Origin of the sequence: Streptomyces sp. NPDC006872 (genome assembly GCF_040635845.1) — a bacterium.
Classification (GTDB): Bacteria; Actinomycetota; Actinomycetes; order Streptomycetales; family Streptomycetaceae; genus Streptomyces.
Map to the genome: position 1 here is coordinate 241,446 of NZ_JBEYIL010000012.1, position 23,745 is coordinate 265,190.

At 72.3% G+C, this 23,745-nt stretch carries 24 protein-coding genes; 14 read left to right on the forward strand and 10 right to left on the reverse strand.

Translation table 11 applies throughout. The features are described 5' to 3' along the window. Nucleotides 1-3 precede the first annotated feature (3 nt). Complete coding sequence (locus tag ABZ725_RS32880; protein ID WP_358806128.1) at nt 4-1,386, reverse strand: SpoIIE family protein phosphatase; 1,383 nt, start codon at nt 1,384-1,386, stop codon at nt 4-6. 350 nt (nt 1,387-1,736) lie between these two features. On the opposite strand from ABZ725_RS32880, the gene ABZ725_RS32885 reads away from it, so the two are divergent. Beyond that, the gene (locus tag ABZ725_RS32885; RefSeq protein ID WP_358806129.1) at nt 1,737-2,150 is read left to right on the forward strand and encodes an SsgA family sporulation/cell division regulator; all 414 of its coding nucleotides are present in this window, start codon (nt 1,737-1,739) and stop codon (nt 2,148-2,150) included. Between the two features lie 26 nt (nt 2,151-2,176). Here the strand turns inward: ABZ725_RS32885 and ABZ725_RS32890 are convergent, their stop codons facing one another. Continuing rightward, nucleotides 2,177-3,271 (reverse strand): chemotaxis protein, encoded by a 1,095-nt coding sequence (locus ABZ725_RS32890; protein WP_358806130.1) that lies wholly within the window; start codon nt 3,269-3,271, stop codon nt 2,177-2,179. Between the two features lie 132 nt (nt 3,272-3,403). Between ABZ725_RS32890 and ABZ725_RS32895 the strand changes: the two genes are divergently transcribed. Further along, complete coding sequence (locus ABZ725_RS32895; protein ID WP_358806131.1) at nt 3,404-4,183, forward strand: alpha/beta fold hydrolase; 780 nt, start codon at nt 3,404-3,406, stop codon at nt 4,181-4,183. 21 nt (nt 4,184-4,204) lie between these two features. Here ABZ725_RS32895 and ABZ725_RS32900 read toward each other — a convergent pair whose 3' ends face one another. Both ABZ725_RS32900 and ABZ725_RS32905 read right to left on the reverse strand, forming a co-directional pair. Further along, complete coding sequence (locus tag ABZ725_RS32900; protein WP_358806132.1) at nt 4,205-5,680, reverse strand: FMN-binding glutamate synthase family protein; 1,476 nt, start codon at nt 5,678-5,680, stop codon at nt 4,205-4,207. Beyond that, nucleotides 5,681-7,384 carry an alpha/beta fold hydrolase gene (locus tag ABZ725_RS32905; RefSeq protein WP_358806133.1) on the reverse strand — a complete coding sequence of 568 codons (1,704 nt, stop codon included), beginning with the start codon at nt 7,382-7,384 and terminating at the stop codon, nt 5,681-5,683. Nucleotides 7,385-7,573: 189 nt separating this feature from the next. Here ABZ725_RS32905 and ABZ725_RS32910 point away from each other — a divergent pair, with 189 nt between their 5' ends. Then, nucleotides 7,574-8,347, forward strand: a complete 774-nt coding sequence (locus ABZ725_RS32910) for a chaplin (protein ID WP_358806134.1) — start codon at nt 7,574-7,576, stop codon at nt 8,345-8,347. A gap of 114 nt (nt 8,348-8,461) precedes the next feature. Here the strand turns inward: ABZ725_RS32910 and ABZ725_RS32915 are convergent, their stop codons facing one another. Further along, nucleotides 8,462-9,673 carry an MFS transporter gene (locus ABZ725_RS32915; RefSeq protein WP_358806135.1) on the reverse strand — a complete coding sequence of 404 codons (1,212 nt, stop codon included), beginning with the start codon at nt 9,671-9,673 and terminating at the stop codon, nt 8,462-8,464. Between the two features lie 82 nt (nt 9,674-9,755). On the opposite strand from ABZ725_RS32915, the gene ABZ725_RS32920 reads away from it, so the two are divergent. Both ABZ725_RS32920 and ABZ725_RS32925 read left to right on the forward strand, forming a co-directional pair. After that, nucleotides 9,756-10,121: a MerR family transcriptional regulator gene (locus ABZ725_RS32920; RefSeq protein ID WP_358806136.1), complete on the forward strand. Its 366-nt coding sequence runs from the start codon at nt 9,756-9,758 to the stop codon at nt 10,119-10,121. A 41-nt stretch (nt 10,122-10,162) separates the two neighbouring features. Next, nucleotides 10,163-10,939, forward strand: a complete 777-nt coding sequence (locus ABZ725_RS32925; protein ID WP_358806137.1) for a GNAT family N-acetyltransferase — start codon at nt 10,163-10,165, stop codon at nt 10,937-10,939. 140 nt (nt 10,940-11,079) lie between these two features. Here ABZ725_RS32925 and ABZ725_RS32930 read toward each other — a convergent pair whose 3' ends face one another. Further along, entirely contained in the window at nt 11,080-11,343 is a 264-nt protein-coding gene (locus ABZ725_RS32930) for a GlsB/YeaQ/YmgE family stress response membrane protein (RefSeq protein ID WP_358806138.1), read from the reverse strand. A gap of 261 nt (nt 11,344-11,604) precedes the next feature. Between ABZ725_RS32930 and ABZ725_RS32935 the strand changes: the two genes are divergently transcribed. Further along, complete coding sequence (locus ABZ725_RS32935; protein ID WP_358806139.1) at nt 11,605-13,035, forward strand: hydrolase; 1,431 nt, start codon at nt 11,605-11,607, stop codon at nt 13,033-13,035. A gap of 200 nt (nt 13,036-13,235) precedes the next feature. On the opposite strand, the gene ABZ725_RS32940 is transcribed toward ABZ725_RS32935, so the two are convergent. Further along, entirely contained in the window at nt 13,236-13,676 is a 441-nt protein-coding gene (locus tag ABZ725_RS32940; protein ID WP_358806140.1) for an SPW repeat protein, read from the reverse strand. A 224-nt stretch (nt 13,677-13,900) separates the two neighbouring features. Between ABZ725_RS32940 and ABZ725_RS32945 the strand changes: the two genes are divergently transcribed. Beyond that, nucleotides 13,901-14,689 carry an SGNH/GDSL hydrolase family protein gene (locus tag ABZ725_RS32945; RefSeq protein WP_358806141.1) on the forward strand — a complete coding sequence of 263 codons (789 nt, stop codon included), beginning with the start codon at nt 13,901-13,903 and terminating at the stop codon, nt 14,687-14,689. Nucleotides 14,690-14,713: 24 nt separating this feature from the next. Here the strand turns inward: ABZ725_RS32945 and ABZ725_RS32950 are convergent, their stop codons facing one another. Further along, nucleotides 14,714-16,069: a deoxyribodipyrimidine photo-lyase gene (locus ABZ725_RS32950; RefSeq protein WP_358806142.1), complete on the reverse strand. Its 1,356-nt coding sequence runs from the start codon at nt 16,067-16,069 to the stop codon at nt 14,714-14,716. A 233-nt stretch (nt 16,070-16,302) separates the two neighbouring features. Here ABZ725_RS32950 and ABZ725_RS32955 point away from each other — a divergent pair, with 233 nt between their 5' ends. The 3 genes from ABZ725_RS32955 to ABZ725_RS32965 all read left to right on the forward strand — a co-directional run bounded on the left by ABZ725_RS32955 (nt 16,303) and on the right by ABZ725_RS32965 (nt 18,332). After that, nucleotides 16,303-16,386, forward strand: a complete 84-nt coding sequence (locus ABZ725_RS32955) for a putative leader peptide (protein ID WP_351909959.1) — start codon at nt 16,303-16,305, stop codon at nt 16,384-16,386. Between the two features lie 216 nt (nt 16,387-16,602). Further along, nucleotides 16,603-17,157: an NADPH-dependent FMN reductase gene (gene ssuE, locus ABZ725_RS32960; protein ID WP_351909819.1), complete on the forward strand. Its 555-nt coding sequence runs from the start codon at nt 16,603-16,605 to the stop codon at nt 17,155-17,157. 35 nt (nt 17,158-17,192) lie between these two features. Continuing rightward, nucleotides 17,193-18,332 (forward strand): LLM class flavin-dependent oxidoreductase, encoded by a 1,140-nt coding sequence (locus tag ABZ725_RS32965; protein ID WP_358806143.1) that lies wholly within the window; start codon nt 17,193-17,195, stop codon nt 18,330-18,332. A gap of 66 nt (nt 18,333-18,398) precedes the next feature. On the opposite strand, the gene ABZ725_RS32970 is transcribed toward ABZ725_RS32965, so the two are convergent. Then, nucleotides 18,399-19,427 (reverse strand): acyl-CoA dehydrogenase family protein, encoded by a 1,029-nt coding sequence (locus tag ABZ725_RS32970; RefSeq protein ID WP_358806144.1) that lies wholly within the window; start codon nt 19,425-19,427, stop codon nt 18,399-18,401. 100 nt (nt 19,428-19,527) lie between these two features. Here ABZ725_RS32970 and ABZ725_RS32975 point away from each other — a divergent pair, with 100 nt between their 5' ends. From ABZ725_RS32975 to ABZ725_RS32985, 3 genes are all read left to right on the forward strand, one after another. Beyond that, the gene (locus ABZ725_RS32975; RefSeq protein WP_351909813.1) at nt 19,528-19,878 is read left to right on the forward strand and encodes a YciI family protein; all 351 of its coding nucleotides are present in this window, start codon (nt 19,528-19,530) and stop codon (nt 19,876-19,878) included. Nucleotides 19,879-19,881: 3 nt separating this feature from the next. Next, the gene (locus ABZ725_RS32980; RefSeq protein WP_358806145.1) at nt 19,882-21,084 is read left to right on the forward strand and encodes an RNA polymerase sigma factor; all 1,203 of its coding nucleotides are present in this window, start codon (nt 19,882-19,884) and stop codon (nt 21,082-21,084) included. 126 nt (nt 21,085-21,210) lie between these two features. Beyond that, nucleotides 21,211-22,554, forward strand: coding sequence for an aldehyde dehydrogenase family protein (locus ABZ725_RS32985; protein WP_358806146.1), 1,344 nt, complete (start codon nt 21,211-21,213; stop codon nt 22,552-22,554). Between the two features lie 112 nt (nt 22,555-22,666). Here ABZ725_RS32985 and ABZ725_RS32990 read toward each other — a convergent pair whose 3' ends face one another. Then, nucleotides 22,667-23,137, reverse strand: a complete 471-nt coding sequence (locus tag ABZ725_RS32990) for a pyridoxamine 5'-phosphate oxidase family protein (RefSeq protein ID WP_358806147.1) — start codon at nt 23,135-23,137, stop codon at nt 22,667-22,669. A 202-nt stretch (nt 23,138-23,339) separates the two neighbouring features. On the opposite strand from ABZ725_RS32990, the gene ABZ725_RS32995 reads away from it, so the two are divergent. After that, nucleotides 23,340-23,735 carry a VOC family protein gene (locus tag ABZ725_RS32995; RefSeq protein ID WP_358806148.1) on the forward strand — a complete coding sequence of 132 codons (396 nt, stop codon included), beginning with the start codon at nt 23,340-23,342 and terminating at the stop codon, nt 23,733-23,735. The last annotated feature ends 10 nt before the right edge of the window (nt 23,736-23,745 follow it).

Below are 23,745 nucleotides of genomic sequence, written 5' to 3' on the forward strand. Positions count from 1 at the left end.
GGCTCACCTGGTGACCCGGGCGACGAGCACACAGGCGTCGTCCGCACGTTCGGCCTGGTCGCATTCCTCCAGGACGATCCGTATGCAGTCCTGTGCGCTGCGCGGACCGTCCAGCCGGGGGGCCAGTGCGAGGAGCCGCTCGGCGGGCGCCAGTCCGTCGGTGTGCAGCAGGAGCAGGTCGCCTTCTTCGAGGGTCTCCTCGGCCTGCCCGTAGACGGCGTGCGTGGTGGCTCCGAGGAGCACGCCCTCCGGTGCGGTCAGCCGGCGCCCCGTCCCGTCGCGGAACAGCAGCGGGGCGGGGTGTCCGGCCTGTGCCCAGGCCAGGGTGCGGGTGTCCGGCCGGTAGCGGCAGCAGACGGCGCTGCCCAGGGCCGGCTGGACGGCGGCGTCGAGTAACTGGTTGAGCCAGGACATCAGTTGGGCGGGCCGGGTGCCCGCCATGGCCATGCCGCGCAGGGCGCCCAGCATCATCGCCGTGGTCGAGGTGACGGCCGGGCCGTGTCCGGTGAGGTCGCCGACGCTGAGCAGGGTCTGGCCGTCGGAGAGTTCGAGGGCGTCGTACCAGTCGCCGCCGATCAGCGAGGTCGTGGCGGCGGGCAGGTAGTGGGCGGCGAGGTCGAGCGAGCGGGGGCCCTGGTGCGGCAGGCGCACGGAGCCGCGCCACGGCGGCAGGACGGCCTCCTGCAGTTCGACCGCGAGCCGGTGCTCGGTCTGCGCCCGGTGGCGCTGGCGCTGGAGCGAGTCACCGCTCTCGCGCACGGTGCGCTGGCCGCGGCGCACCTCGCTCACGTCCCGCAGGACGGCCCACATCGAGGCGGTGCCGCCCTCGGCGTCGAGCACGGGCTCGCCCATCATGTGCACGGTGCGCGGCTCGCCGTCCGGGCGGAGGACGCGGAACTCCCCGTCGATGGGCCGGGCGTCGATCAGGCAGTCCGTGACCATCGCCGTGAGCTTCGGCCGGTCCTCCTCGAGGACGAGGGAGGGCAGTTCGTCGAGGGTGAGCGGGGGAGCGGCGGGGTCGCGGCCGAGGATCCGGTAAAGCTCCTCGGACCACACGGCCTCGTCCGTCAGCAGGTTCCATTCGGCGCTGCCGACCCGGCTGAGCAGCGACTCGCGCCGGGCGGTCGCGGGCGCGGCGGCCGACACCGGCGGCGGGCCGTCCCGCAGCTGGGCCAAGTGCGCGTCGAGGTCGTCGAGTTGGTGCAGCGCGAGATCGTAGAGCGCACGCTGCCAGCGGCCCTGCGGGTCTGTTCCGTCGTCCTGCGCGTTCTGGCGAACGGCGTCCATGTCGCCCTTGAGCCGCCGTGTCTGGGTGATCAGCGCGTCGACCGAGCCGCGCCCTGGCGGCTGGGCGGCTGAGCGGTCCGCAGAGACATGGGGCGGCATGACGCACTCCGATGCGGGAACGGTACGACGAAGGCTGACGCAAGGGCCGTTACGACTGTTGCACAGCCCGCGACACCCTGTAAGGGATTTGGCAACACACGATTCGGTGATGCTTCCGGCATATGCCAGTGTCCTCGCGGAGGGCCGGCGAGGGGTGGGTCGTGGGTGCCCGGAGGAGGTCAAGTCGTAGGTGACGTACGTGACTTGGGGGACTCCTGAGGGGGGCGAGGTGACTGTCGGGCTCGCGTTCTACGGCTTTATGTTCTATAGGTCTACCCATGTGACACAGGTCACATGAATTCGATCCCGGTTTCGCGTAATGCGAAGCGCCTCTATGAGGTCGTACATGCATGGACATCACTCTTGAACAACCCGTCCGCGCCAGCTTGATCACCGCGGACGACCAGGAGCTGCCCGTGCCCGCCACGCTCCGCTATGCCGCCACCGACCCCTTCGCCGTGCACGTCGACTTCCCGTCGGAGGTCTCCCTCGCCGGTGAGGCGGTCACCTGGACCTTCGCCCGTGCCCTGCTGGAGCAGGGCGTGAGCGGCCCGGCCGGGAGCGGAGACGTGCACATCTGGCCCTGCGGGCCGGACCGTACGGTGATGGAGTTCCACTCCCCGCTCGGGATGGCCCTGCTCCAGTTCGACAGCTGCGCCCTGCGCCGCTTCCTGCTGCGCAGCTACGCGGTGGTCCCCGCGGGCCGCGAGGACGTCGGCGCCGCGGTCGACCAGGGGCTGCAGGCCCTGCTCGGCAACGTCTGAGAGCCGCGCCGCCGGGGAAGGGCGGGTCAGTACCGCAGGACCCCCGCGATCCCGTCGGCGTCGGACAGGGCGCCGTCGGGCACGAAGCGCACGTCGGCGCGCGTCTCCAGGCACTGCTCGACGATCTCGTCCACGATGTCCTCGCGGGCGTCGAGGTCGCCGCTCACGGCCGGGACGAGGTGGTCGCCGTCGTCGCGGACCGTGACGCGGTAGTTCTCCTCGACGGCCAGCAGCCGGATCCGGCCCTCCCGGGCGCTCTGCCAGACCTCGTCGACGCCGGCCGCGAACTCCTTGCGGCCGAGCGCCGATTCCAGCGCCCGGCTGACCGTGTCCACGCTCCTGAGCGCCTCGGCGGCGACCATCGGGCGCACGGCCTGCCATACCGCGTCCGGCGTGCCGTGCGACAGTCCGCCGTGCGGGATGTGCACGGCGGCCCTCGTGACGGTGCCCAGCTCGTCGAGGGCCGACAGCGCCGCCCGCTCACCGGTGATGTACAGCGGCCGCGGGGCCAGGCGCAGCAGTCGGCTCATCGCGAAGTCGGCCTCGCGCAGGAAGTGGCGGGTGTCCTCGTCGCGGAAAGTACTGGGCAGGTCGCCGATCCGCTCCTGGCGCTCGGCGTCGAAGTTCTCCCGGCTTCTGGTCATCGGGAAGCCGCTGTTGTCCGCCTCGACGACCCGGTCGGCGCCGCCGTTCCACAGCGTGACGCGGTCGGCGGAGACCGACAGCACCCAGAACGGCCGTTCCGAGGCCTGGGCGGAGACCAGGTTGCGGGTCAGGAAGGTGTCGGAGAAGACGACGCGTTCGGGGACGGCGCGGGCCAGGGACCACACCTGGTGCTCGCCCGGGGCCGCGTAGATGACCAGGCCGTCCTCGGTGTGCGCCAGGTCGATCTCGGCGAGCGCCCGGTCGAGCTGCTCGGAGACGTCGGCGCGCCGCTCGCGGGTGACCGCCGGGTCGGCGTCCAGCTGTTTCTTCGCCTCGGCCACGACATTGCGCAACCGGACCCGGTCCTGGGTGTTCTCGGGTTCCCGGCGATGCGTCGGCGTCAGCACGGACACTGCGGGATAGGGGCGCGGGCGGCGCAGTTCGGAGAGGGTCGCGGGGCTGAGTGCGTGCTCCATATGAGCACGATAGGTCCGATTCGTCCGCGGGGCATCGCCGGGATTTTTTTCTCGGCGGACGACGGTGACGCCGACCCCCGCGGCCGGTTACCGTACGCGTCAGTAACCGGGACAGCACTGCAGGAGGCACCCATGCCGCAGCTCGAAGTCGAGGGCGCAGCACTGACGTACGACGACGAGGGCCCGCGCGACGGCGACGGCGTGCCCCTGGTGTTCGTGCACGGCTGGACCGCGAACCGGCGCCGCTGGGACCACCAGGTGGCGCACTTCGCCGAGCGGCGCCGGGTGATCCGCCTCGACCTGCGCGGGCACGGCGAGAGCAGCGGGGCGGGGGTGAAGACGGTCGCGGAACTGGCGCGTGACCTCCTCGCCCTTCTCGACCACCTGGAGATCGAGCGGTTCGTGCTGGTCGGCCACTCCATGGGCGGGATGATCTCGCAGACCGTCGCCCTCTCCCACCCCGAACGGGTCGAGCGCATGGTGCTGGTGAACTCCATCGGCCGGATGACCTACAGCCGGGGCAGGGGCCTGCTGATGGGGGCCTCCACCCTCGTCCCGTTCAAGCTGTTCGTCGCCGCCAACATCCAGCGGGCCTTCGCCCCCGGCTACCCCCGCGACGAGATCCGCGCGTACGTCAAGGCCTCCGCGGACACCCCGCGCGAGGTGGTCATGACGCTGTACGGCGCGATGCGCGCCTTCGACGTCCTGGACCGGGTCGGGGAGATCCAGGCCCCGACCCTGATGATCCACGGCTACCACGACATCCAGCTCCCGGTGCAGCAGATGCTGCGGATGGCCAAGGCCTATCCGGACGCGGTCGTCCGCATCCTCGACGCCGGCCACGAACTCCCCGTCGAGAAGCCGGCCGAACTGACCGCGGCGATCGACTCCTTCGTGACCGTCAAGCCGTAGCGGCCGTCCCGTGGACGGCGCTCAGCCGAAGCCGTCCGGGCTCGCCGCCTTCCAGTCCGCCGCCCATGACTGCGGCGGCCCGGCGAGGAGTTCGCCCGGCGCCAGCCACTCGTACAGCTCCGCGTACGAGCGCAGCACGCCCGGCCCGGACCTGCGGAGCAGGTGGGCGGGGGTGAGCTCGCCGGGCTCGCGCACGCCCATCGCGGCCATGATCCGGACGGCGTCGCGAACCGTCTCGCGCTGGTAGTGCCGGACCCGCCGGGCCTTGTCGGCGACGTTCAACGCACGTGCCCGCAGCGGGTCCTGCGTCGCGACGCCGACCGGGCAGGCGCCGGTGTGGCAGCGTCGGGCCCGGACGCAGCCGAGGGCGAGCATCATCGCGCGGGCCGCGTTCGTGTAGTCGGCGCCCTGCGCGAGACGTCTGACGATGTCCGCGCCCGTGGCCACCCGGCCGCTCGCCCCGATCCGCACCCGGTCCCGGAGCCCGACGCCGACCAGGGCGTTGTGCACGGTGATCAGCCCCTGGGTGAGCGGCATGCCGAGCCGCCCGGCCACTTGCGTCGGGCCGGAACCCGTGCCGCCCTCCGAGCCGTCCACGATCACGAAGTCGGGTGTCACCCCCTCCGCCGCCATCGCCCGGCAGAGGGCGAGGAACTCCCGCCGCGACCCCACGCACAGCTTCAACCCGGTCGGCTTGCCGCCCGCCGCCTCGCGCAGCCGGGCCAGGAAGAGCACCAGCTCCCGCGGCGTCGAGAATTCCCGGTGACCGGGCGGCGACACCACCGTCACGCCCTCCGGAACCCTCCGCTCCCGCGCGACCTCGGCGCTCACCTTCACCCCCGGCAGCACCCCGCCGCTTCCGGGGGCCGCCCCCTGGGACAACTTCAACGACACGCACTTCACCTCGGGCAGGGCCGCCTTGTCGGCGAACTCCCGTGCGTCGAAACCGCCGTCGGGGCCGCGGCAGCCGAAGTATCCCGACCCGATCTCCCAGACGAGGTCGCCGCCGCCCCGCAGGTGGTACTCGGACAGCCCGCCCTCCCCGGTGTCCTGCGCGAAACGGCCCAGTGCCGCACCGCGGTTGAGGGCGAGGACCGCCTGCGGCGACAGCGCCCCGAAGCTCATCGCGGACACGTTCAGCAGCGCCATGTCGTACGGCAGGCGGCAGTCGGGCCCGCCCACCCGCACCACCGGGGGCTCCTCGGCCGGCTCCACCGGGCGCAGCGACGGCACCAGGAACTCGTCCCGCTCCTCTCCCTCCTCCGCGCGGGCATCGCTGGAGCGTGCCGACCGCGTCGTCGGATACCGCAGATGTGCGAGGAGCGGGTAGTTGCGCGGGAGGGAGCGACGGCGCTGCAGCAGGTCCCGGCCGCCCAGACCGGTCAGCGCCAGCAGCGGCCCGGCCGCGAGCCACCACCGGGCCGACAGGGTGACCGAGGCGACCGTCGCCCCGGCCGCGGTGAGGGCGACGAGCAGCAGCGGCAGGAAGCGGCGCACTCAGCCGTCGTCCTCTTCGGGCCCGCACGAACTGCCGTTCGGCGGGAGGGAGCCGTACAGCAGGAAGTCGTCGACCTTGCGGTGCACGCACTTGGACGACCCGTATCCGGTGTGGCCCTCGCCCTTGTTGTCGAGCACCACGGCCGAGGAGCCGAGCCGCTTCGCCGTCTCCTCGGTCCAGCGGTAGGGGGTCGCCGGGTCGCCGCGGGTGCCGACCAGGAGCATCTGCGGGGAGTCGAGGTCCTTCACCTCGTCGCGGATGTAGTCGGTGCCCCTGGGGCGGCCGTAGCACATCAGGACCTCGGTGAGGCGGTACTGCCCGAAGACCGGTGACGCCTTGTCGTACGCGGCGCGCAGTCGCTGGAGATCCGCGGTGATCTGCTCGGCGGTGGGGCGGTCCGGGTCGTCCGCGCAGTTGATCGCCATCAGCGCGGCGGGCAGGTTGTCGAGGGGGACGTCCTCCGCGTCGACCAGCGCACCGGGGGAGGGCTCGTCGGGGAGCGATGTCCGCAGCGGTGTCCGCAGCGGTGTCTGCAGCGGTGTCCGCAGCGGTGTCAGGAGTGGCGTCCGCAGCGGTGCCAGGAGTGGCGTCCGGAGTGTGAAGGGGAGCGGGAGGGCGAAGCCGCCGCCCACGAAACCCAGCACCCCGCCGGCGTCGCCGCTCTCGACCAACTGGGCCAGCGCCCGCTCCAGCAGCGGCCACAACTCCCTGCTGTACAGCCCCTGCCCGAGGGCTCCGACGAGGTCCTGGCCGGTGAAGTCGCTGCCGAAGTCGGTCGGCAGCGGATCCTCGTCGAGCGAGCGGACGAGCCGTACGACCTCCTGGCGGGCCACGCGCGGATCCTGCCCGAACGGGCAGGCGATGTCCTTCACACACCAGCCGACGAAGTCGTCCAGGGCCACCTGCTGCCCCCGGGCGCCCACGATCCCCTGCTCGGTGAGCGGCTCGGTCAGCGTGTCGACGCCGTCCAGGACCACCCGTCCCACCTTGTCGGGGAACTGGGCGGCGTAGACCGCGCCGAGCCGGCTGCCGTACGAGAAGCCGAGGTAGTTGAGCTTCTTGTCGCGGAGCGCCTGCCGCATCACGTCCAGGTCCCGTGCCGCGTCGACGGTGCCTATGTGCGGCAGGACCGGACCGGAGTGCTCGGTGCAGTCGGCGGCCGCCTGTTTCAGCTGGGCGAGCAGCCTCCGCGGATCGGAGAGCGCCGAGTCGTCGTCCAGCGAGGCCAGCCCGCTCTCCTCGCCGTCCCCGCAGCTGACGGGGGAGGAGCGGCCGACGCCCCGGGGGTCGAAGGTGACCACGTCGTAGCTGTCGGTGAGATCCATGAACCCCTTGCCGCCGTAGGCGAGTTCAGGGACTCCCGGGCCGCCGGGGCCGCCGAAGTTGAGTACCACCGAGCCACGCTTGTCGCCCGTGGCCCGATAGCGGGCGAGCGCGAGGTCGAGCGTGCCCTTCTTGGGGTGGGCGTAGTCGACGGGGACCGTCAGCTTGGCGCACTGGAGGTCGTCGGGCATGCCCTCGCCCTTGCAGGCCGACCATGCGACCTTCTGACCGTAGAACCGGGACAGATCCGGACGGTCGTCCGCGTCGCCGTCGCCGCTCGCGGCGGCCGTCGGCAGGCCCGCGCCCAGCAGGGTCAGTGCGGCGGTCACGGCGAGCGCGCAGCGTCGCAGCCCGGGCCGCGTCGACAGCTTGGCCAGCATCAGCGCCTCCAGGGACGCCTGCAGCGGTCCGCGGCGGCGCCCTCGATCACGATAAGCGGCCTCCCCGTGACCCGCCTCCGGGCGACAGAACGGTGCGAAAGGGCGTTCTGGCATAACCCGGATGGTTCGTCGGCGTTCTAACGGGTGCGGGCGAGTGCCCGCGATTCATGTCTGGAAGGCAGGGACCCCATGAGACGGGTTACCCGAACCGGTGTGCTGGCCGTCGCCGCAGTCTCCGGCGCGATGGCTGTGACACTGCCCGCACACGCCGACTCGGCGGCGAACGGCGCCGCGGCAGGCTCGCCCGGGCTGATCTCCGGCAACGGTGTCCAGCTGCCGGTGAACCTCCCGGTGAACCTGTGCGGGAACACGGTGAACGTGGTGGGCCTACTGAACCCCGCCGCGGGCAACACCTGCGCCAACAAGGGCAAGGCCGCTGCTCCCGGGGCGCCCGGCGCGACCTCCGAGGGAGGCGCCACCGCGCAGGGCGGCGCCCAGGACTCTCCGGGCGTCGTCTCCGGCAACGGGCTCCAGCTGCCGGTCCATCTCCCGGTGAACGTCAGCGGCAACAGCGTGAACGTCGTCGGCATCGCGAACCCGGCGTTCGGCAACGAGTCCGCCAACGTCGCCGGCGAAGGGCCACACGAAGGGCCACACGAAGGGCCACACGAAGGGCCGGGCGAGGGGCCGGGCGAGGAACCCGTCGAGCCCGCCGAGCCGGGGCACCCCTCCGAGCCCGAGGCGCCGGTCCGGCACAACCCGCCCTCGGAGCCTCAGGCCCCGGGTCCGAAGGACAACCCGCAGGCCCCGGCCCTGGCGGCGCAGGCCGAATCGCCCGATGCCGTGTCCTCGCTCGCGCACACGGGAGCCGACGCCACGCTGCCCGCCCTCGTCGGCAGCACGGCCATGATGCTCGGCGGCGCGGCCCTCTATCGGCGGTTCCGCACCCGCACCGAGCGCTGAGCCGCTCCCGTCCCGTCGGCAGGACGGCCCGCAGGTCCCCGTCGGACAGGTCGACAGGTCGACAGGTCGGCAGTCGAACTGCCGACCTGTCGAACCGGGGGCCTGCGGTCGCGCTCAGCCGCCGCTGGGCCGTCGGCCCGGGACCGCCGGAAACGCGTGTCGGCGGCCCACCGCGACCGCCGTCAGAGCCAGCGCGATCAGCGGGAACGCCGTCCAGGGCAGTGCTGGTGCGCCCCACCGCTCCAGCACGACTCCTCCGGTCAGCGAGCCGCCCGCGATGCCCGCGTTGTACACCGTGGTCTGCAGGGAGGTCGCCACATCCGAGGCGGCGGGCCCCGACGCGTGCACCAGCGCCGTCTGGATCAGGGTCGGCGCCCCGCCGAAGGCCACGCCCCACAACGCGACCGCCGCCAGCAGCACGGGGGGCGCGTCCGCGGTGCGGCCGAGCGCGAGCATGACCGCCGCGCAGAGGGCGAGCGCGCCGAGCAGCGTGGCACGCGGACGCCGGTCGACGAGCAGGCCCGTCCCCCAGATCCCGGCCACCGTGGACGCCCCGAACACCAGCAGCACCACATCCGTGCGCCCGAAACCCGCCTGCTCGGTGAACGGGGCGATGTAGGTGTACATCACCTGGTGGCCCAGCAGCAGGAACAACGTGACGGACAGGATCACGGGGAGCCCCGGCAGCACGGCCACCCCGGCGAGCGGCACCCGCTCGCCCCGCGCCTCGCCGGGGAAGCCCGGGACCCGCCACCGCACCCAGCCCATCAGCAGCACCGCCAGCCCGGCCAGCAGGCCGAACGTGGCACGCCAGCCCACCGCCCCGGCCAGCGCGGTCCCGGCCGGCACGCCCAGCGCCAGCGCGAGCGTGATGCCGGCGAGCACGACGGCGATCGCCCGGCCGCGCCGCTCGGCCGGCACCATCCGGGCCGCGTACCCGGCGAGCATCGCCCACAGCGTGCCGCCCATGACACCGGCCGCCAGCCGCGCCGCGAAGGTGACGCCGTACGAGGACGACAGCGCGACCACCGCGTTGCTCAGCGCGAAGCCCAGCAGGGCGCCGAGGAGGACCGGCCGACGCGGCAGGCCGCGCAGCAGGGCGGTCACCGGGATCGCCGCCGCGAACGAGGCCGCCGCGTACCCCGTGACCAGGAAGCCCACCCGCGCCTCGGACACGCCGAGCGCCGGCGCCATGCGGGGCAGCAGCCCGGCGGGCAGCAGTTCGGTCAGCACGGCGGTGAAGGCGGCCGTGGACAGGGCGAGCAGCCCCGACCAGGGCAGGGGTGTGGGCACGGCGGTGCCCTTGACCATGGATGCGGTGGACATGCGACCATGGTCGAACATTCACATCAGTGTGAAGGCAAGGGCGGCCCGCTGGAGAGCTGCCGACGGGCGTGGGGAGTGCGGCATGAAGATCGGCGACCTCTCGCGCCGCACCGGCGTCCCCACCCGGCTGCTGCGCTACTACGAGGAGCAGGACCTGCTCCACCCCGACCGTGGCGAGAACGGCTACCGCGACTACGGCGAGGCGGCCGTCCGGGACGTCCAGCAGATCCGCGGACTGCTCGACTCCGGCCTCACCACCGAGATGATCCGCGCGATCCTGCCGTTCCTGTCCGGGCCCGACGAGATCGTCCTGCCCGTACAGCACCTGACCCCCGAGACCGCCGCGCTCCTGGAGGGGCACATCGACCGCATCCAGGCCCGGATCGACTGTCTGGCCCGCAACCGCGACCGCCTGAGCGCGTATCTGGCGGCGGTGACGCGGCGGTAATTGCGTTGTGGGGGCCGCGCCGAGGTGCTGGAGTGGGCGGCATGGATCATGCCGCGGTACTCGCCCTGTACGACCGGGACATGCGCGAAGGCGCGCGTCCCGACAGCTCCGACGCCCGCGTCGAGCGGACCGGGGGCGTGGTCCGGCACATCGGCGGCCGCGGCGGCTGGAGCGGCGTCCTGTGGTCCGACCTGGACTCCGTCGGGGCCGACGCGGCGATCGCGGCGCAGATCGCCTACTTCACCGGGCTCGGCCACGAGTTCGAGTGGAAGCTGCACGGCCACGACAGCCCCGCCGACCTCGGTGAACGGCTCACGGCGGCCGGTTTCACGGCCGATCCGGAGGAGACCCTGATGATCGGCGAGACGAGCGACCAGCTCCTCGACGTCACACTGCCCGACGGCGTCCGTATCGTCCCGGTCACCGACCGGGCGGGCGTCGAGCTCATGGTCGAGGCGAACGAGAAGGCCTTCGGCCGCGACGGTTCCTGGCTGCGGGACCTCCTGCTCGCCCGGCTCGCCGGCGATCCCGACACCTTCGTCGCCCTTCTCGCGATGGCCGGGGACGTGCCGGTGAGCTCGGCGCGGATGGAGCTGATCCCCGGAGTGCGGTTCGCCGGTCTGTGGGGCGGCGGCACCGTCGAGGGCTGGCGCGGACGCGGCATCTACCGTGCCCTGATCGCCCACCGCGCCCGGATCGCCGCCGAGCGCGGTTACCGCTATCTCCAGGTCGACGCCCAATCCCAGAGCCGCCCCATCCTGGAGCGCCTCGGCTTCGCCCCGGTCAGCACGACGACCCCGTACGTGTACGCGCGCTGAGCGCTCCGCTGAAAGTGGCGCGATGTGCCGTCGTTCCGCTGCGGCGCCGTCGTGGCTGGTCGCGCAGTTCCCCGCGCCCCTTCAGGGGCGCTGCCGCCGTCCCGCCTCCCTCATCCCTGCCGCCACCGCCGCCGCGTCCGTCAGCGTCGTCCCTTCGACCGGTCCAGTGCCACGACGCCCACCGCGGCCAGGCCGATCTGGATGAGCCACTCGATCCAGTCGACGCCCTTGGTGTCGTCCACGCCGATCCCCGTGGCGAGCGCCGAACCGATCAGCGCCGCCACGATGCCGACGGCGATGGTCCACAGCAGGCCGATGCGCTGGCGGCCAGGGACGACGAGCCGCCCCAGTACGCCGATGATGATGCCGATGAAGATGGCACTGATGATGCCGTCGATCTCCATCTCCGCCCTCCGCTTCTTGGCGAGACGTCATTGCAGTGCTTGTGCCCGCTGAACGGTGGGGCAGTCCGTTCCACTTCGCGGCTGACGGCTGTCGACGTTTTCTGTTCGCGTTATTGCGCGCCTTTGATGTTCACGGACCAGTAATGCCATGTACCTTTCAATCGTTCCACGCGTGTAGAACCCTTCGATGTGAGGTCTACGCGCGCAGATTTGGCGCCCGCACCCGCCTCGTGTCCCCCCTTCCCCACGGAGGTTCGCCGGATGCTCGGATCACAGAGATCCCGCCGCAAGGTCCCCACCCTCCTGGCCGGCCTCGGGCTGCTCGTCACCGGAGCCGCCCTCCAGGTCTCCACCAGTGCCACGCCCGCGCAAGCGGCCACCCCCCACCGCATCCTGTTCGACAACGGCCACGCCGAGACGGCCGGCAACGCCGACTGGATCATCTCCACCAGCCAGCCCGACCCGCTCGGCGAGGACTCCTCACCGTCCTCCGAGAGCGACTGGACCGGCGCCATCTCCTCCTGGGGCGTCGCCCTCCAGAAGACCGGCGACTACAGCCTCAAGACCGCCACCAGCGCCCTCACCTACGGCGGCTCCTCGGCGACCGACCTGTCGAACTTCGACACGCTGGTCCTCCCCGAGCCCAACACGCTGTTCACCACCGCCGAGAAGACGGCGATCATGAACTTCGTGAAGAACGGCGGCGGTCTGTTCATGGTCTCCGACCACACCGGCGCCGACCGCAACAACGACGGCGAGGACGCGGTCGAGATCCTCAACGACCTGATGACCAACAACAGCGTCGACTCCACCGACCCGTTCGGCTTCTCCATCGACTCGCTGAGCATCAGTTCGGACTACCCGTCGGCCATCAGCGACAGCAGCGACCCCGTCCTGCACGGCTCCTTCGGCACCGTCACCAAGAGCCTCATCGCCAGTGGCACGACGGCCACCCTCAAGCCCGCCGACAACTCCAGCGTCAAGGGCCTGCTCTACCGCACCGGTTACTCCGGCAACACCGGCGCCTTCTTCGCCACCAGCACCTTCGGCAGCGGCCGCGTCGCCTTCTGGGGCGACAGCTCGCCCATCGACGACGACACCGGCCAGTCCGGCAACACCCTCTACGACGGTTGGAACGACTCCGGCGCCACCAACGCGGCCCTCGCCCTCAACGCCACCGAGTGGCTGGCCGGCGGGAGCGACAGCGGCGGCGGGGACGACGGCGGCGACGGCACCTGCACCGCCGCCCAGCTGCTCGGCAACCAGGGCTTCGAGTCCGGCAACACCACCTGGACCGCCACCAGCGGCGTCATCACCAACTCCAGCAGCCAGGCGGCCCGTACCGGCTCGTACAAGGCCTGGCTGGACGGCTACGGCTCCGCCCACACCGACACGCTGTCCCAGTCGGTGACCATCCCGAGCGGCTGCACCACCGCCACGCTCAGCTTCTACCTGCACATCGACACGGCCGAGACCACCACCAGCACCGCGTACGACAAGCTGACGGTCACCGCCGGATCCACCACCCTGGCCACCTACTCCAACCTCAACGCGGCCAGCGGATACGCCCTCAAGAGCTTCAGCCTCGCCTCCCTGGCGGGCACCACGTCCACCATCACGTTCACCGGCGTCGAAGGGTCCACCCTCCAGACGTCGTTCGTCATCGACGACACGGCGCTCAACGTCAGCTGATCCCCGCGTCGGTCGATCCGGCCGGCGCCTCGGCCGCGACGTCGATGACTGTGCGCCCGTCGATCACCCCCCCCCGCAGGGTGTCGGCGGGCGCACGGCTGTCCGGCAGTCGGTCGGCCGGCCCGCGGTCCTGTCCAACCTCAAGTCCCTCCTGGAGACGAGCCGGCCGTCCTTCCAGCTGTCGGGGAAGGCCGGGGAGACTAGGGCCTCGGCGTGCTCTTCGCCGCCGTGGCCGTGCACATCAGCCCCAGGATCAGGGCGAGGGCGCCGATGATGATGTTGTTGACCGCGACACCGGCGTCCGGGCTGTCGCCGACGACCCACGGTGCGATGATCATCCAGATGCCCGCCGCGCACATGGCCCAGCTGAGGCCGTACATACGGGCGGGAGCCGCGGTGAACCCGAGGCCCAGCAGGCCGATCGCGATGCCCACGATCAGGTTGTGGGTCGCGAGCGCGGGCTGGCCGGCGGTGTAGTGGAGTATCCACGGGGACACGGCGCAGTACAGACCGAGCAGGAACACCGGTCCGTCCACGAGCGCCACATCACGACCACCGAGCATGCGGGCGTACCGCGCCTGCATCTCGGAGACATCGGGGTGCGTCGACATGTCACCTCTGGTGGGCGAGACGTTGGCCATGATTCGTCTCCTTTGACTTTCAGGGCCCGACCGCTTCGGTGCGGTGTGCGGTAAGTGCCGCGCCTGTTCATTCTGCTCTTATTTATCCTTTATGTGTAGAGGTGAGACATGCTTGCCGGGCCGTCATGGACACCGGTGTGAATAGTTAAAAAAGTGAGTAGGGTGAGTTCGAGAGTCCAAGTGGTTCCGCGTCCGCGTTCCACACACCGAACCGGAGGCTTCCCATGTCCGGCACGGAGATCCACTACACGCGCTACGTGGCCCTCGGCGACAGCCAGACCGAGGGGCTCGGGGACGGCGACGACAGCACCGGCCTGCGCGGCTGGGCCGACCGGCTCGCCGCGCACATCGCCGACCACGACCCCGGCCTCCGGTACGCCAATCTGGCCGTGCGCGGCCGTCTCGCGGGCCAGGTGCGCGCCGAGCAGCTCGGCCCGGCGCTCGCGCTGCGTCCCGACCTGGCCACCGTCGTCGCCGGGGTCAACGACCTGCTGCGCCCCCGCTTCGACGTCGACGAGGTCGCCGGCCACCTGGATGCCACGTTCGCCGCACTCACCGGGCAGGGCGCCCGGGTCGCCACCGTCACCTTCCCGGACCCCACCGGACTCATCCCCCTCGCCCGGCCCCTCGCCCCGCGGGTCCTCGCCCTGAACGCCCGCATCCGGGAGGCGGCCCACCGGTACGACGTCGTCGTCGCCGACGCCGGCCGGCACACCGTGGTCACCGACCCGCGGCTGTGGAGCGCGGACCGGCTGCACGCCTCCCCGCTCGGTCACGAACGCATCGCCGCCGCCGTCGCCCACGCCCTCGGCCTGCCGGGCAGCGACGACTCCTGGACCCACCCGCTGCCCGCCCCGCCGCACCCGGTCCCGTCCGGTCTGCGGGCCGGCCTCGGCGAACTGCGCTGGGCCGCCGGGTTCCTGGGCCCCTGGCTCGGCCGCCGCCTGCTCGGCCGCTCCTCCGGCGACGGCCGCACGGCGAAACGACCCGCACTCCTTCCCCTGCACGAGTGAGCGCAGGCTTCGGGCGGGCGGAACTCACCCGAGCCCCCGGCCCTGTCTGAAGCGCGCGAGCCCGTCCGAGAGGTCGACGATCCGCTCCGGGTAACCGGCCGCAGCCGCCCGGTCCGGGCCGCGCAGTCTCCACGGCTCGTGCACCGCCCCGCCCGCGACCCCCTCCAACTCGGGCACCCAGCGCCGGACATACGTCCCGTCCGGGTCGTACCGCCTCGCCTGGGCGACGGGGTTGAGAACCCGGTTGGGCCGGGAATCGGTGCCGGTGCCCGCCGTCCACTGCCAGTTGAGCTGGTTGTTGGCCACATCCCCGTCGACCAGCAGGTCCAGGAAGTGCCGGGCGCCGATCCGCCAGTCGACGTACAGCGTCTTGGTGAGGAAGCTCGCGGTCAGCAGTCGGCCCCGGTTGTGCATCCAGCCCTCGTCGCGCAACTGCCGCATCGCCGCGTCCACCACCGGGTAGCCGGTACGGCCCTCCCGCCACGCCTCGATGTCCGCGCCCGCCGTCCGCTCCGTACGCCAACGGTCCTGCCGGGGGCGGTAGTCGGCGACCGCCGCGGCCGGCCGTACGGCCAGCACCTGGCGGTGGAAGTCGCGCCATGCGAGCTGCCGTACGAACGCCTCGGCGCCGGGGCCGCCCACGGTCCGCGCCCGGTGAACGAGTTCGACGGGGGAGAGGGTGCCGAAGTGCAGATGCGGCGAGAGCCGGGAGGTCGCGTCGCCGGCCAGGTCGTCGTGCCGGTCCTCGTAGCAGGCGATGCCGTCGCGCAGCCAGCCGGCGAGCCGCGCGCGACCCTCGGTCTCCCCGCCCGGCGCCGGACCCCGGTGCGAGGGCAATGGCTCGGAGCCGACCTCCTCGGGCACCGACACGGTCCGGGGCGCGCCGAGCGCCTCGCGGAGCGGCTGCCGCGACCAGTGCCGGAAGTAGGGCGTGAACACGGCGAAGTGATCCGACGCGGCCGGAGTCAGCGTTCCGGGCGCGACCGCGGTCGTCACCGTGTCATGCACGTGCAGGCGTACGCCCGCCGCCTGCAGCGCGCGCCGCAACCGCTCCTCACGGCGCTGCGCGTACGCGCTCACGTCGGCCGACACATGCACCTCGCCGGCGCCCGTCTCGGTGGCCACCCGGCACACCTCTTCCACCAGGTCCCCGGAGCGGACCACGAGCCGCCCGCCCCGCGCCCGCAGACCCGCGTCGAGATCCCGCAGGCAGTCGGCCAGGAACCCCAGTCGGTTGGGCGCGGCGAACCCGGCCTCGGCCACGGCCCGGTCGCGCACGAACAACGGCACCGTCCGCCGGGATCCGGCGAGGGCGGCCCACAGCGGCGGATGGTCGTGCAGGCGCAGATCACAGGTGAACAGGACGAGCGAGACGTTCATGATGGCCGATGATGACCGACGGCGGGGGACGGACGCGGTCGCCGCGCGCAGGCCTGGCGGAGCGGCCCGAACATGATCGCGCCGATCCTCGGCAGGCGCATTTCTGACGACGGTTGTCCGCGACACGGCCGGAGGTGACCTGACCGAGTGTCCGCGCAATGCGATGGTCCGCGATCCGAGACCGGTCGGGTTTTCCTTGACTGTCGTCGCGGGCGGCTGCCACGATCAAGAGCATGAAGAAGCGACTGGACCTCACGCGGCGACGCCATGTCGATCTCGCGCGCGTCTCCAGCGCCTCCTGTTGCGTCGCGGCCTGATCCCCTTCCCGAGATCCGCCGCGCTTTTTCTTTCCCCGCCTGAATTCACCGCGTCCGCCTGCGTCTTGGCAACCCCGCAGCCCGGGCGTCGACGCGCCCTTTGAATTCGGCGTGCCCGAAAACATTCCGCATCAGGATTCCCGCATGCCTTGCGGCACCGCAACCGCACCGCAACTGCACCGCAACTGCATCGCATCGTTCCGCGAAAGAGGACCCATGGCCACCGTCCTGTCCGTCTCCGGCAGCCCCTCCGCCTTCTCCCGTACCGGCCGTCTGCTGCGCCACCTCGACCAGCGGCTCGCGGCCCAGGGACACGAGGTGATCCCGCTCGACGTCCGGACGATCCCGGCCGAGGCCCTGCTCGGCGCGGACTTCCGGCACCCGGCGATCGTCGAGGCGACCGAGCTGTTCGCACGCGCCGACGGCGTCGTCGTGGGCACGCCCGTCTACAAGGCGTCCTACTCCGGCGTCCTCAAGGCGCTCCTCGACCTGCTGCCGCAGTACGCGCTCACCGGAAAGACGGTCCTGCCGTTGGCCACCGGCGGCTCCACCGCCCATGTCCTGGCCATCGACTACGCCCTGCGTCCGGTCCTCAACTCCATGGGCGCGGCCCACATCGTGCAGGGCTGGTTCACCCTCGACAAGGACATCACCGCCCACGAGGACGGCTCCGTCACCGTCGCCCCGGCAGCCACCGAGGCGCTCACCCAGGTCGTCGACCAGTTCTCGGCCGCGCTGGGACGGACGCCGTACCTGGCCGCGGCGAGCTGAACTCCAGCCCCCACCCTCGATCGGAGACCCCCCATATGTCTCTCACCTTCCACTGGTTCCTCCCCACCAACGGCGACAGCCGCCATGTCGTCGGAGGCGGTCACGGCACCCCCGCCACCGCCTCCGGACGCGACCGGCCGCCGACGGTCGCGTATCTGAGCCAGATCGCCCGTGCCGCGGAGGACCTCGGCTTCGTGGGGGTGCTCACCCCGACCGGGGCCTGGTGCGAGGACGCCTGGCTGACCACGGCGATGGTCAGCCAGCACACCGAGCGCCTGAAGTTCCTGGTCGCCTTCCGGCCCGGCTCCGTCTCACCGACGCTCGCCGCGCAGATGGCGTCCACCTTCCAGCGGCAGAGCGGCGGACGGCTCCTGCTCAATGTCGTCACCGGCGGCGAGAGCCACGAGCAGCGGGCCTACGGCGACTTCCTGGACAAGGACGACCGCTACCGTCGTACGGGCGAATTCCTGGAGATCGTAAGGCAGTTGTGGGAGGGCAAGACCGTCGACCTGAAGGGTGAGCACCTGCGGGTCGAGGACGCCAAGCTGGCCCGGGTGCCGGATCCGGTGCCCGAGGTGTACTTCGGGGGCTCCTCGCCGATCGCCGGGGAGATCGCCGCGCAGCACGTCGACATCTACCTCACCTGGGGCGAGCCGCCGGCCCAGGTCGCCGAGAAGATCGCCTGGATCCGGGGGCTCGCGGCGAAGCGAGGGCGCACGCTGCGGTTCGGCATCCGGCTGCACGTCATCACCCGCGACAGCTCCGAAGCGGCCTGGGCGGAGGCCGACCGGCTGCTCGCCGGGTTCGACGCGGACACCGTGAAGTCCGTGCAGGCCGGGCTGGCGCGCAGCGAGTCCGAGGGCCAGCAGCGGATGCTCGCGCTGCACGGCGGCGGCCGTGACGGGCTGGAGATCCACCCCAATCTCTGGGCCGGGATCGGTCTGGTGCGCGGGGGCGCGGGGACCGCGCTGGTGGGGAGCCACCAGGAGGTCGCCGAGCGGATCAAGGAGTATGCGGCGCTGGGCATCGAGGAGTTCGTGCTGTCCGGGTATCCGCATCTGGAGGAGGCGTACTGGTTCGGCGAGGGGGTGCTGCCGCGGTTGGCCGACGAGCGGGTCTGGGAGCATCCGGCCGGTAAGCAGGTGGGGTCGGTGCAGGTGCCGTTCGCCGACTGAGACGGGGGATCCGTTGTATGGCGGCTGGCACGTCGTGGGTGGTTGCTCGCGCAGTTCCCCGCGCCCCTAAAGGACCAGGGTGTCGAGATGCGCCCTTCGCGATTCCGCCGTCTGGCCCTGGACCAGGAGGAACAGGGCTTCCCTCGCCAGGCGTTGGGCCCGGTTCGTCAGGAGCATCGTGCGGCCGCCGCCCGTGACCACCGCCGCCGTGGTCGCTGCCTGCATCACCTCGAACGCCTGTGTCTTGAGGGCCAGGCGTTCTGCCAGGTGCTCGTGGGGTTTCGCGGTGTCGGTCAGGGCGTAGGCCCGGTCCCGGACCTTCGTCAGGCGGGCGTGCAGCGGGCTCGCCGTGTCCTCGTCCAGAAGGGTCAGCGCCGTCTCCGTGATGCCGAAGACCGCCGGGCCCGCGTTCACCGTCTTGAGCCGGTCCGCCGCCGACCAGGTCGCGTACGGGGTGCGCAGGGCCACCGCCTCCTCCGGGAGCCACAGGCCGTCCAGCTCCAGGGAGACCGTGCGGGCCGCCGTGAGCGCGGCGAGGCGCAACGGGGCCGAGGCCCGCAGCCCCGGCTGCTCCCGCGCCTCGGCGAAGGCGAACAGCGCCTCGTCCGCCTCCGTCACCCCGGCGAGCAGCATCACATCGTTCAGGCCCCACCCCGTGTACCAGGGAACCGTCCCGTCGAAGCGCCATCCGCCCCGCTCCCGGGTGGCCCGCACGGGTGTGCGCGGGTGCGCCCGCAGATGCGCGTACGCCACCCCGGACAGCAGCTCGCCGGTGGCCAGCCGGCCCAGCAGACGCTCGCGCACCGGGCCCTCGCTCTTGACCAGGGTCAGCACCGGCGTGTGGTGCTGTGTCTGCACGAACCAGGTCGAGCAGCAGGCCCCGGCCAGGATCTCCGCCGTCTCGCGTACCACCGCGCCGGGTGCCGCGGCCCCGCCGTACTCGTGCGGCGCGTTCAGGCCGAGCAGACCCGAGCGCCTGATCTCCGTCAGATGGCCGACCGGCACCTCCGCCCGGTCGACCTGTTCGGCGTGCGGGGCGAGCAGCTCGTCGGCGAGGCGGCGGGCCTGGGCGAGGAGGGGGTGCGGTGCGGTCATGGGCAAGATTCTTTCCCGATTCCCGGTGTGGGGTGTCGATCCGGGGGACTGCCGTTCGTGTAGGAGGTGACACAGACCGAACGACGCCAAGGAGGACGTCATGCAGCACTACCTGCTCAGCGTGGTCCAGCCCACGGGCGGCACGCCGCCGCCCCCCGACGAGCTGGCGGAGATCATGCACCGGGTGGCGGCCTACAACGACGAGCTGCGCGCCGCCGGGGCCTGGGTCTTCTCCGGCGGACTGCACGGACCGGAGACGGCCACCGTGCTGCGCCCCGAGGACGGCGACGTGCTCATCACCGATGGGCCGTACGCCGAGGGCAAGGAGTACCTCGGGGGCCTCTGTCTGATCCGGGCCGCCGACCTGGACGAGGCCCTGGAGTGGGGCAGGAAGGCCGCCCTGGCCATCACTCTCCCCATCGAGGTACGCCCTTTCGCCGGCACCCACTGAACCGTGGCCGACACCACCGACGTCGAGGCCGTCTTCCGTGCCGAGTACGGGCGCGCGGTCTCCGTCCTCGTCCGCTTCCTCGGCGACATCGACCTCGCCGAGGAAGCGGTCCAGGACGCCTTCACCACGGCCGTGCGGCGCTGGCCGCAGACCGGTGTGCCGCCGAGCCCGGCCGGCTGGATCATCACCACCGCCCGCAACCGGGCCGTGGACCGGCTGCGCCGTGAGTCCACCCGGGACGCCCGTCAGGCCGAGGCAGCCCTGCTGTACGAGGCCGACCCGCCCGTGGAGGAGGGCCCTGTGCGCGACGACCGGCTCCGGCTGATCTTCACCTGCTGCCACCCCGCGCTCGCCCCGCAGGCGCAGGTCGCCCTCACCCTGCGGCTCCTCGGCGGCCTCGGCACCGCGCAGATCGCCCGCGCCTTCCTCGTTCCCGAGCCGACCATGGCCCAGCGCCTGGTCCGCGCCAAGGCGAAGATCCGCGACGCGCGCATCCCGTACCGCGTGCCGCGCGACGCGGATCTGCCCGACCGGCTGAAGGGTGTGCTCGCCGTCGTCTACCTGATCTTCAACGAGGGGTACGGGGGCGATCCGGGCCTGTGTGCGGAGGCCGTGCGCCTCGGCCGGCTCCTCGCCGAGTTGATGCCGGACGAGCCCGAGGCCACCGGACTGCTGGCGCTGATGCTGCTGGTCGAGTCCCGCCGGGGCGCACGCGAGACGGCCGACGGCATGCTCGTGCCGCTGCCCGAGCAGGACCGCGACCGGTGGGACCGGGAGCTGGTCGCCGAGGGACAGACGCTCGTCCGTCGCTGTCTGCGCCGCGACCGGCCAGGGCCGTACCAGATCCAGGCCGCCGTCCAGGCCGTCCACAGCGACGCGCCGACCGCCGCCGACACCGACTGGCGGCAGATTCTGACCCTGTACGACCAGCTCATGGCGCTCGCCCCGAGCCCGGTGGCAGCCCTGAACCGGGCGGTCGCGGTGGCCGAGACCGAGGGACCGGGGCGGGCCCTGGACCTCGTCGACGCGCTCGACCTCGACGGCTACCACGTCTGGCACGCGGTCCGCGCCGACCTGCTGCGTCGCCTCGACCGGACCGCCGAGGCCATCGGGGCCTACGAGGCGGCCCTCGCGCTGAGCGAGAACCCCGCGGAACGCGCCTTCCTCGAGCGGCGGGTACGCGAACTCGCCCGCCGGGCCCCTTGAGAACCCTCCTCGCCCCGGGAATGTATTTTGGCACCTGAAAGGTTGGCATATACACCGAGCTTCCGCTCGCCCCGGAAAACCCCGAGAACCCAGGGCCGACAGGCCCGCGCACCCCAGCGAGGCACCGTGACCACCGCCGCCACCCCCGAGCAGTCCGCCGGCCCCGAGCAGCCCGCCGACGTCGTCGCCCGGCTGCGCGCCACCTTCCGCACCGGCCGCACCAAGCCCGTCGCCTGGCGCACGGACCAGCTGCGCCGACTGCGCGAGCTGCTCACGAAGGACGGCGCCGAACTGGCCGCCGCCCTCCATGCCGACCTGGGCAAGAGCTCCACCGAGGCCTACCGCACCGAGATCGACTTCACCGTCCGCGAGATCGACCACACCCTCGACCACCTGGACGAGTGGCTGCGCCCCGAGCCCGCCCCGGTCCCCGCCCACCTGGGCGCCGACGCGCGCGCCTGGACGCAGGTCGACCCGCTCGGCGTCGTCCTCGTCATCGCGCCCTGGAACTACCCCGCGCAGCTCCTGCTCGCCCCGCTGGTCGGCGCCCTCGCCGCCGGGAACGCGGTCGTCGTCAAGCCCAGCGAGCTCGCGCCCGCCACCTCCGCCGCCCTGGCCCGGCTGCTGCCGGCGCACCTCGACACCGACGCGGTCGCCGTCGTCGAGGGCGGGATCCCGGAGACCACCGCTCTGCTGGCCGAGCGCTTCGACCACATCTTCTACACCGGCAACGGCGCCGTCGGCCGGATCGTCCTGCGCGCCGCCGCCGAGCACCTCACCCCGGTCACCCTCGAACTCGGCGGCAAGTCACCGGCGTTCGTCGACCGGGACGCCGATCTCGCCGTCGTCGCCGACCGGTTGGCCCGCGGCAAGTTCCTCAACGCCGGCCAGACCTGCGTCGCCCCCGACTACGTCCTCACCGACCCGGCGACGGCCGCCGCCCTCGAACCCCTGCTGACGCGCGCCGTGGAGGCGGTCTACGGCACCGACCCGCAGACCTCCGGCGAGTACGGCCGCATCGTCAACGAACGCCACTTCGACCGGCTCGCCGGGCTGCTCGACTCCGGCCGGATCGTGGTCGGCGGGGCCCACGACCGCACGGACAAGTACATCGCGCCGACCGTCCTCGCCGATGTCGACCCCGCGTCGCCCGTCATGCAGGAGGAGATCTTCGGCCCGATCCTGCCGATCGTGACGGTCGACGGCCTCGACGAGGCGATCGCCTTCATCAACGACCGTGACAAGCCCCTCGCCCTGTACGTGTTCACCGAATCGGACGACACGCGCGGCCGCATCGCCGCCGAGACCTCCTCCGGCGGACTCGGCCTGGGTCTGCCCCTCGCCCATCTCACCGTCTCCGACCTGCCGTTCGGCGGAGTGGGCGAGAGCGGCATGGGCAGCTACCACGGGCGCTACTCCATCGAGACGTTCGGCCACCGCAAGGCGGTGCTGGAGAAGCCGCTGCACTGAACGACACGGACGCGGGAGGCCCGGCGCCGCGCTGCCGGTGGCCGGGCCGCCGCGCACCCGTCCCGGCCGTCCCGGGCAACGGCAACCCCGGCCGTCTCACCGAGAACGTGGCTCACCGCGGGTCCTGAACGACCCACACCCCGTCCCGCATCAGGTGCCGCCCGGGCAGCTCCTGCACCTCGCGCCAGGCCTGGACCGCCACGGGCCGCATCCGGAACCAGGCGTACTCCGCGCGCTCCCGGCGCGGATCCCAGCCCGTCTTCGCCAGGAACGCCTCGGCGGCGGCCACGGGCGCGTCCTGCGCCGGGAACGTCTCCGCCTCCGCGTCCACGAGCACCACGTCCCGGGTGTCCCCGAAGGCCAGCCGGGCGCGCCGGCCGTCCCGGAGGTTGCGCCCCGTGGGGTTCGTGGGCCGCGTGGCCAGCCACAGATGCGCGCCGTCCCAGACGAACCACAGGGCGACGAGACAGGGCAGGCCCTCCCGGTCGGCCGTGGCGACCCAGACGTCGATCTCGCGCTCCAGCCGGTCCAGGAGGTCCTGCTTGCGCCGCTCGGGACTGCGGGGCGGCTCGGTGATCTTCATGTCCGGGACGGTAACGGGGAAGCGAGTCGCCCGCCTCGGGCCACGGCCCGGCCCGGGTCTCGGACTTGCGACCTAGGCGGACCGTGGGGACCGCCCGCGCGGAAGCGACTGGCGTCCGTGAAGTTTTACGTATAACGTCTCCCGTCAATCGCACCTCCGGAACGGCTCCCGCAGCCTTCCGCATGCACCCCGAAAGGCCCCGATGAGTCGCATCGCCCTGGTCACCCTCGTCGTCGACGACTACGACGAGGCGATCCGCTTCTACACCGAGGCGCTCGGCTTCCGGCTCGTCGAGGACGAACCCCGCCCCGACGGCGCCCGCTGGGTCGTCGTACGGCCGGGGGACCGTCAGGACGGCGTCGGACTGCTGCTCGCCCGCGCCAAGGGCGAGTCCCAGCGCGCCCGCGTCGGCGACCAGACCGGCGGCCGCGTCGGGTTCTTCCTGCACACCGAGGACTTCGCCGGCGACCACGCCCGCATGCTCGCCGCCGGTGTGACCTTCCTGGAGGAGCCCCGCCACGAGCCGTACGGCTCCGTCGCCGTCTTCCAGGACCTGTACGGCAACCGCTGGGACCTGCTCCAGCCCGCCACCGCCTGAGAACCACCTG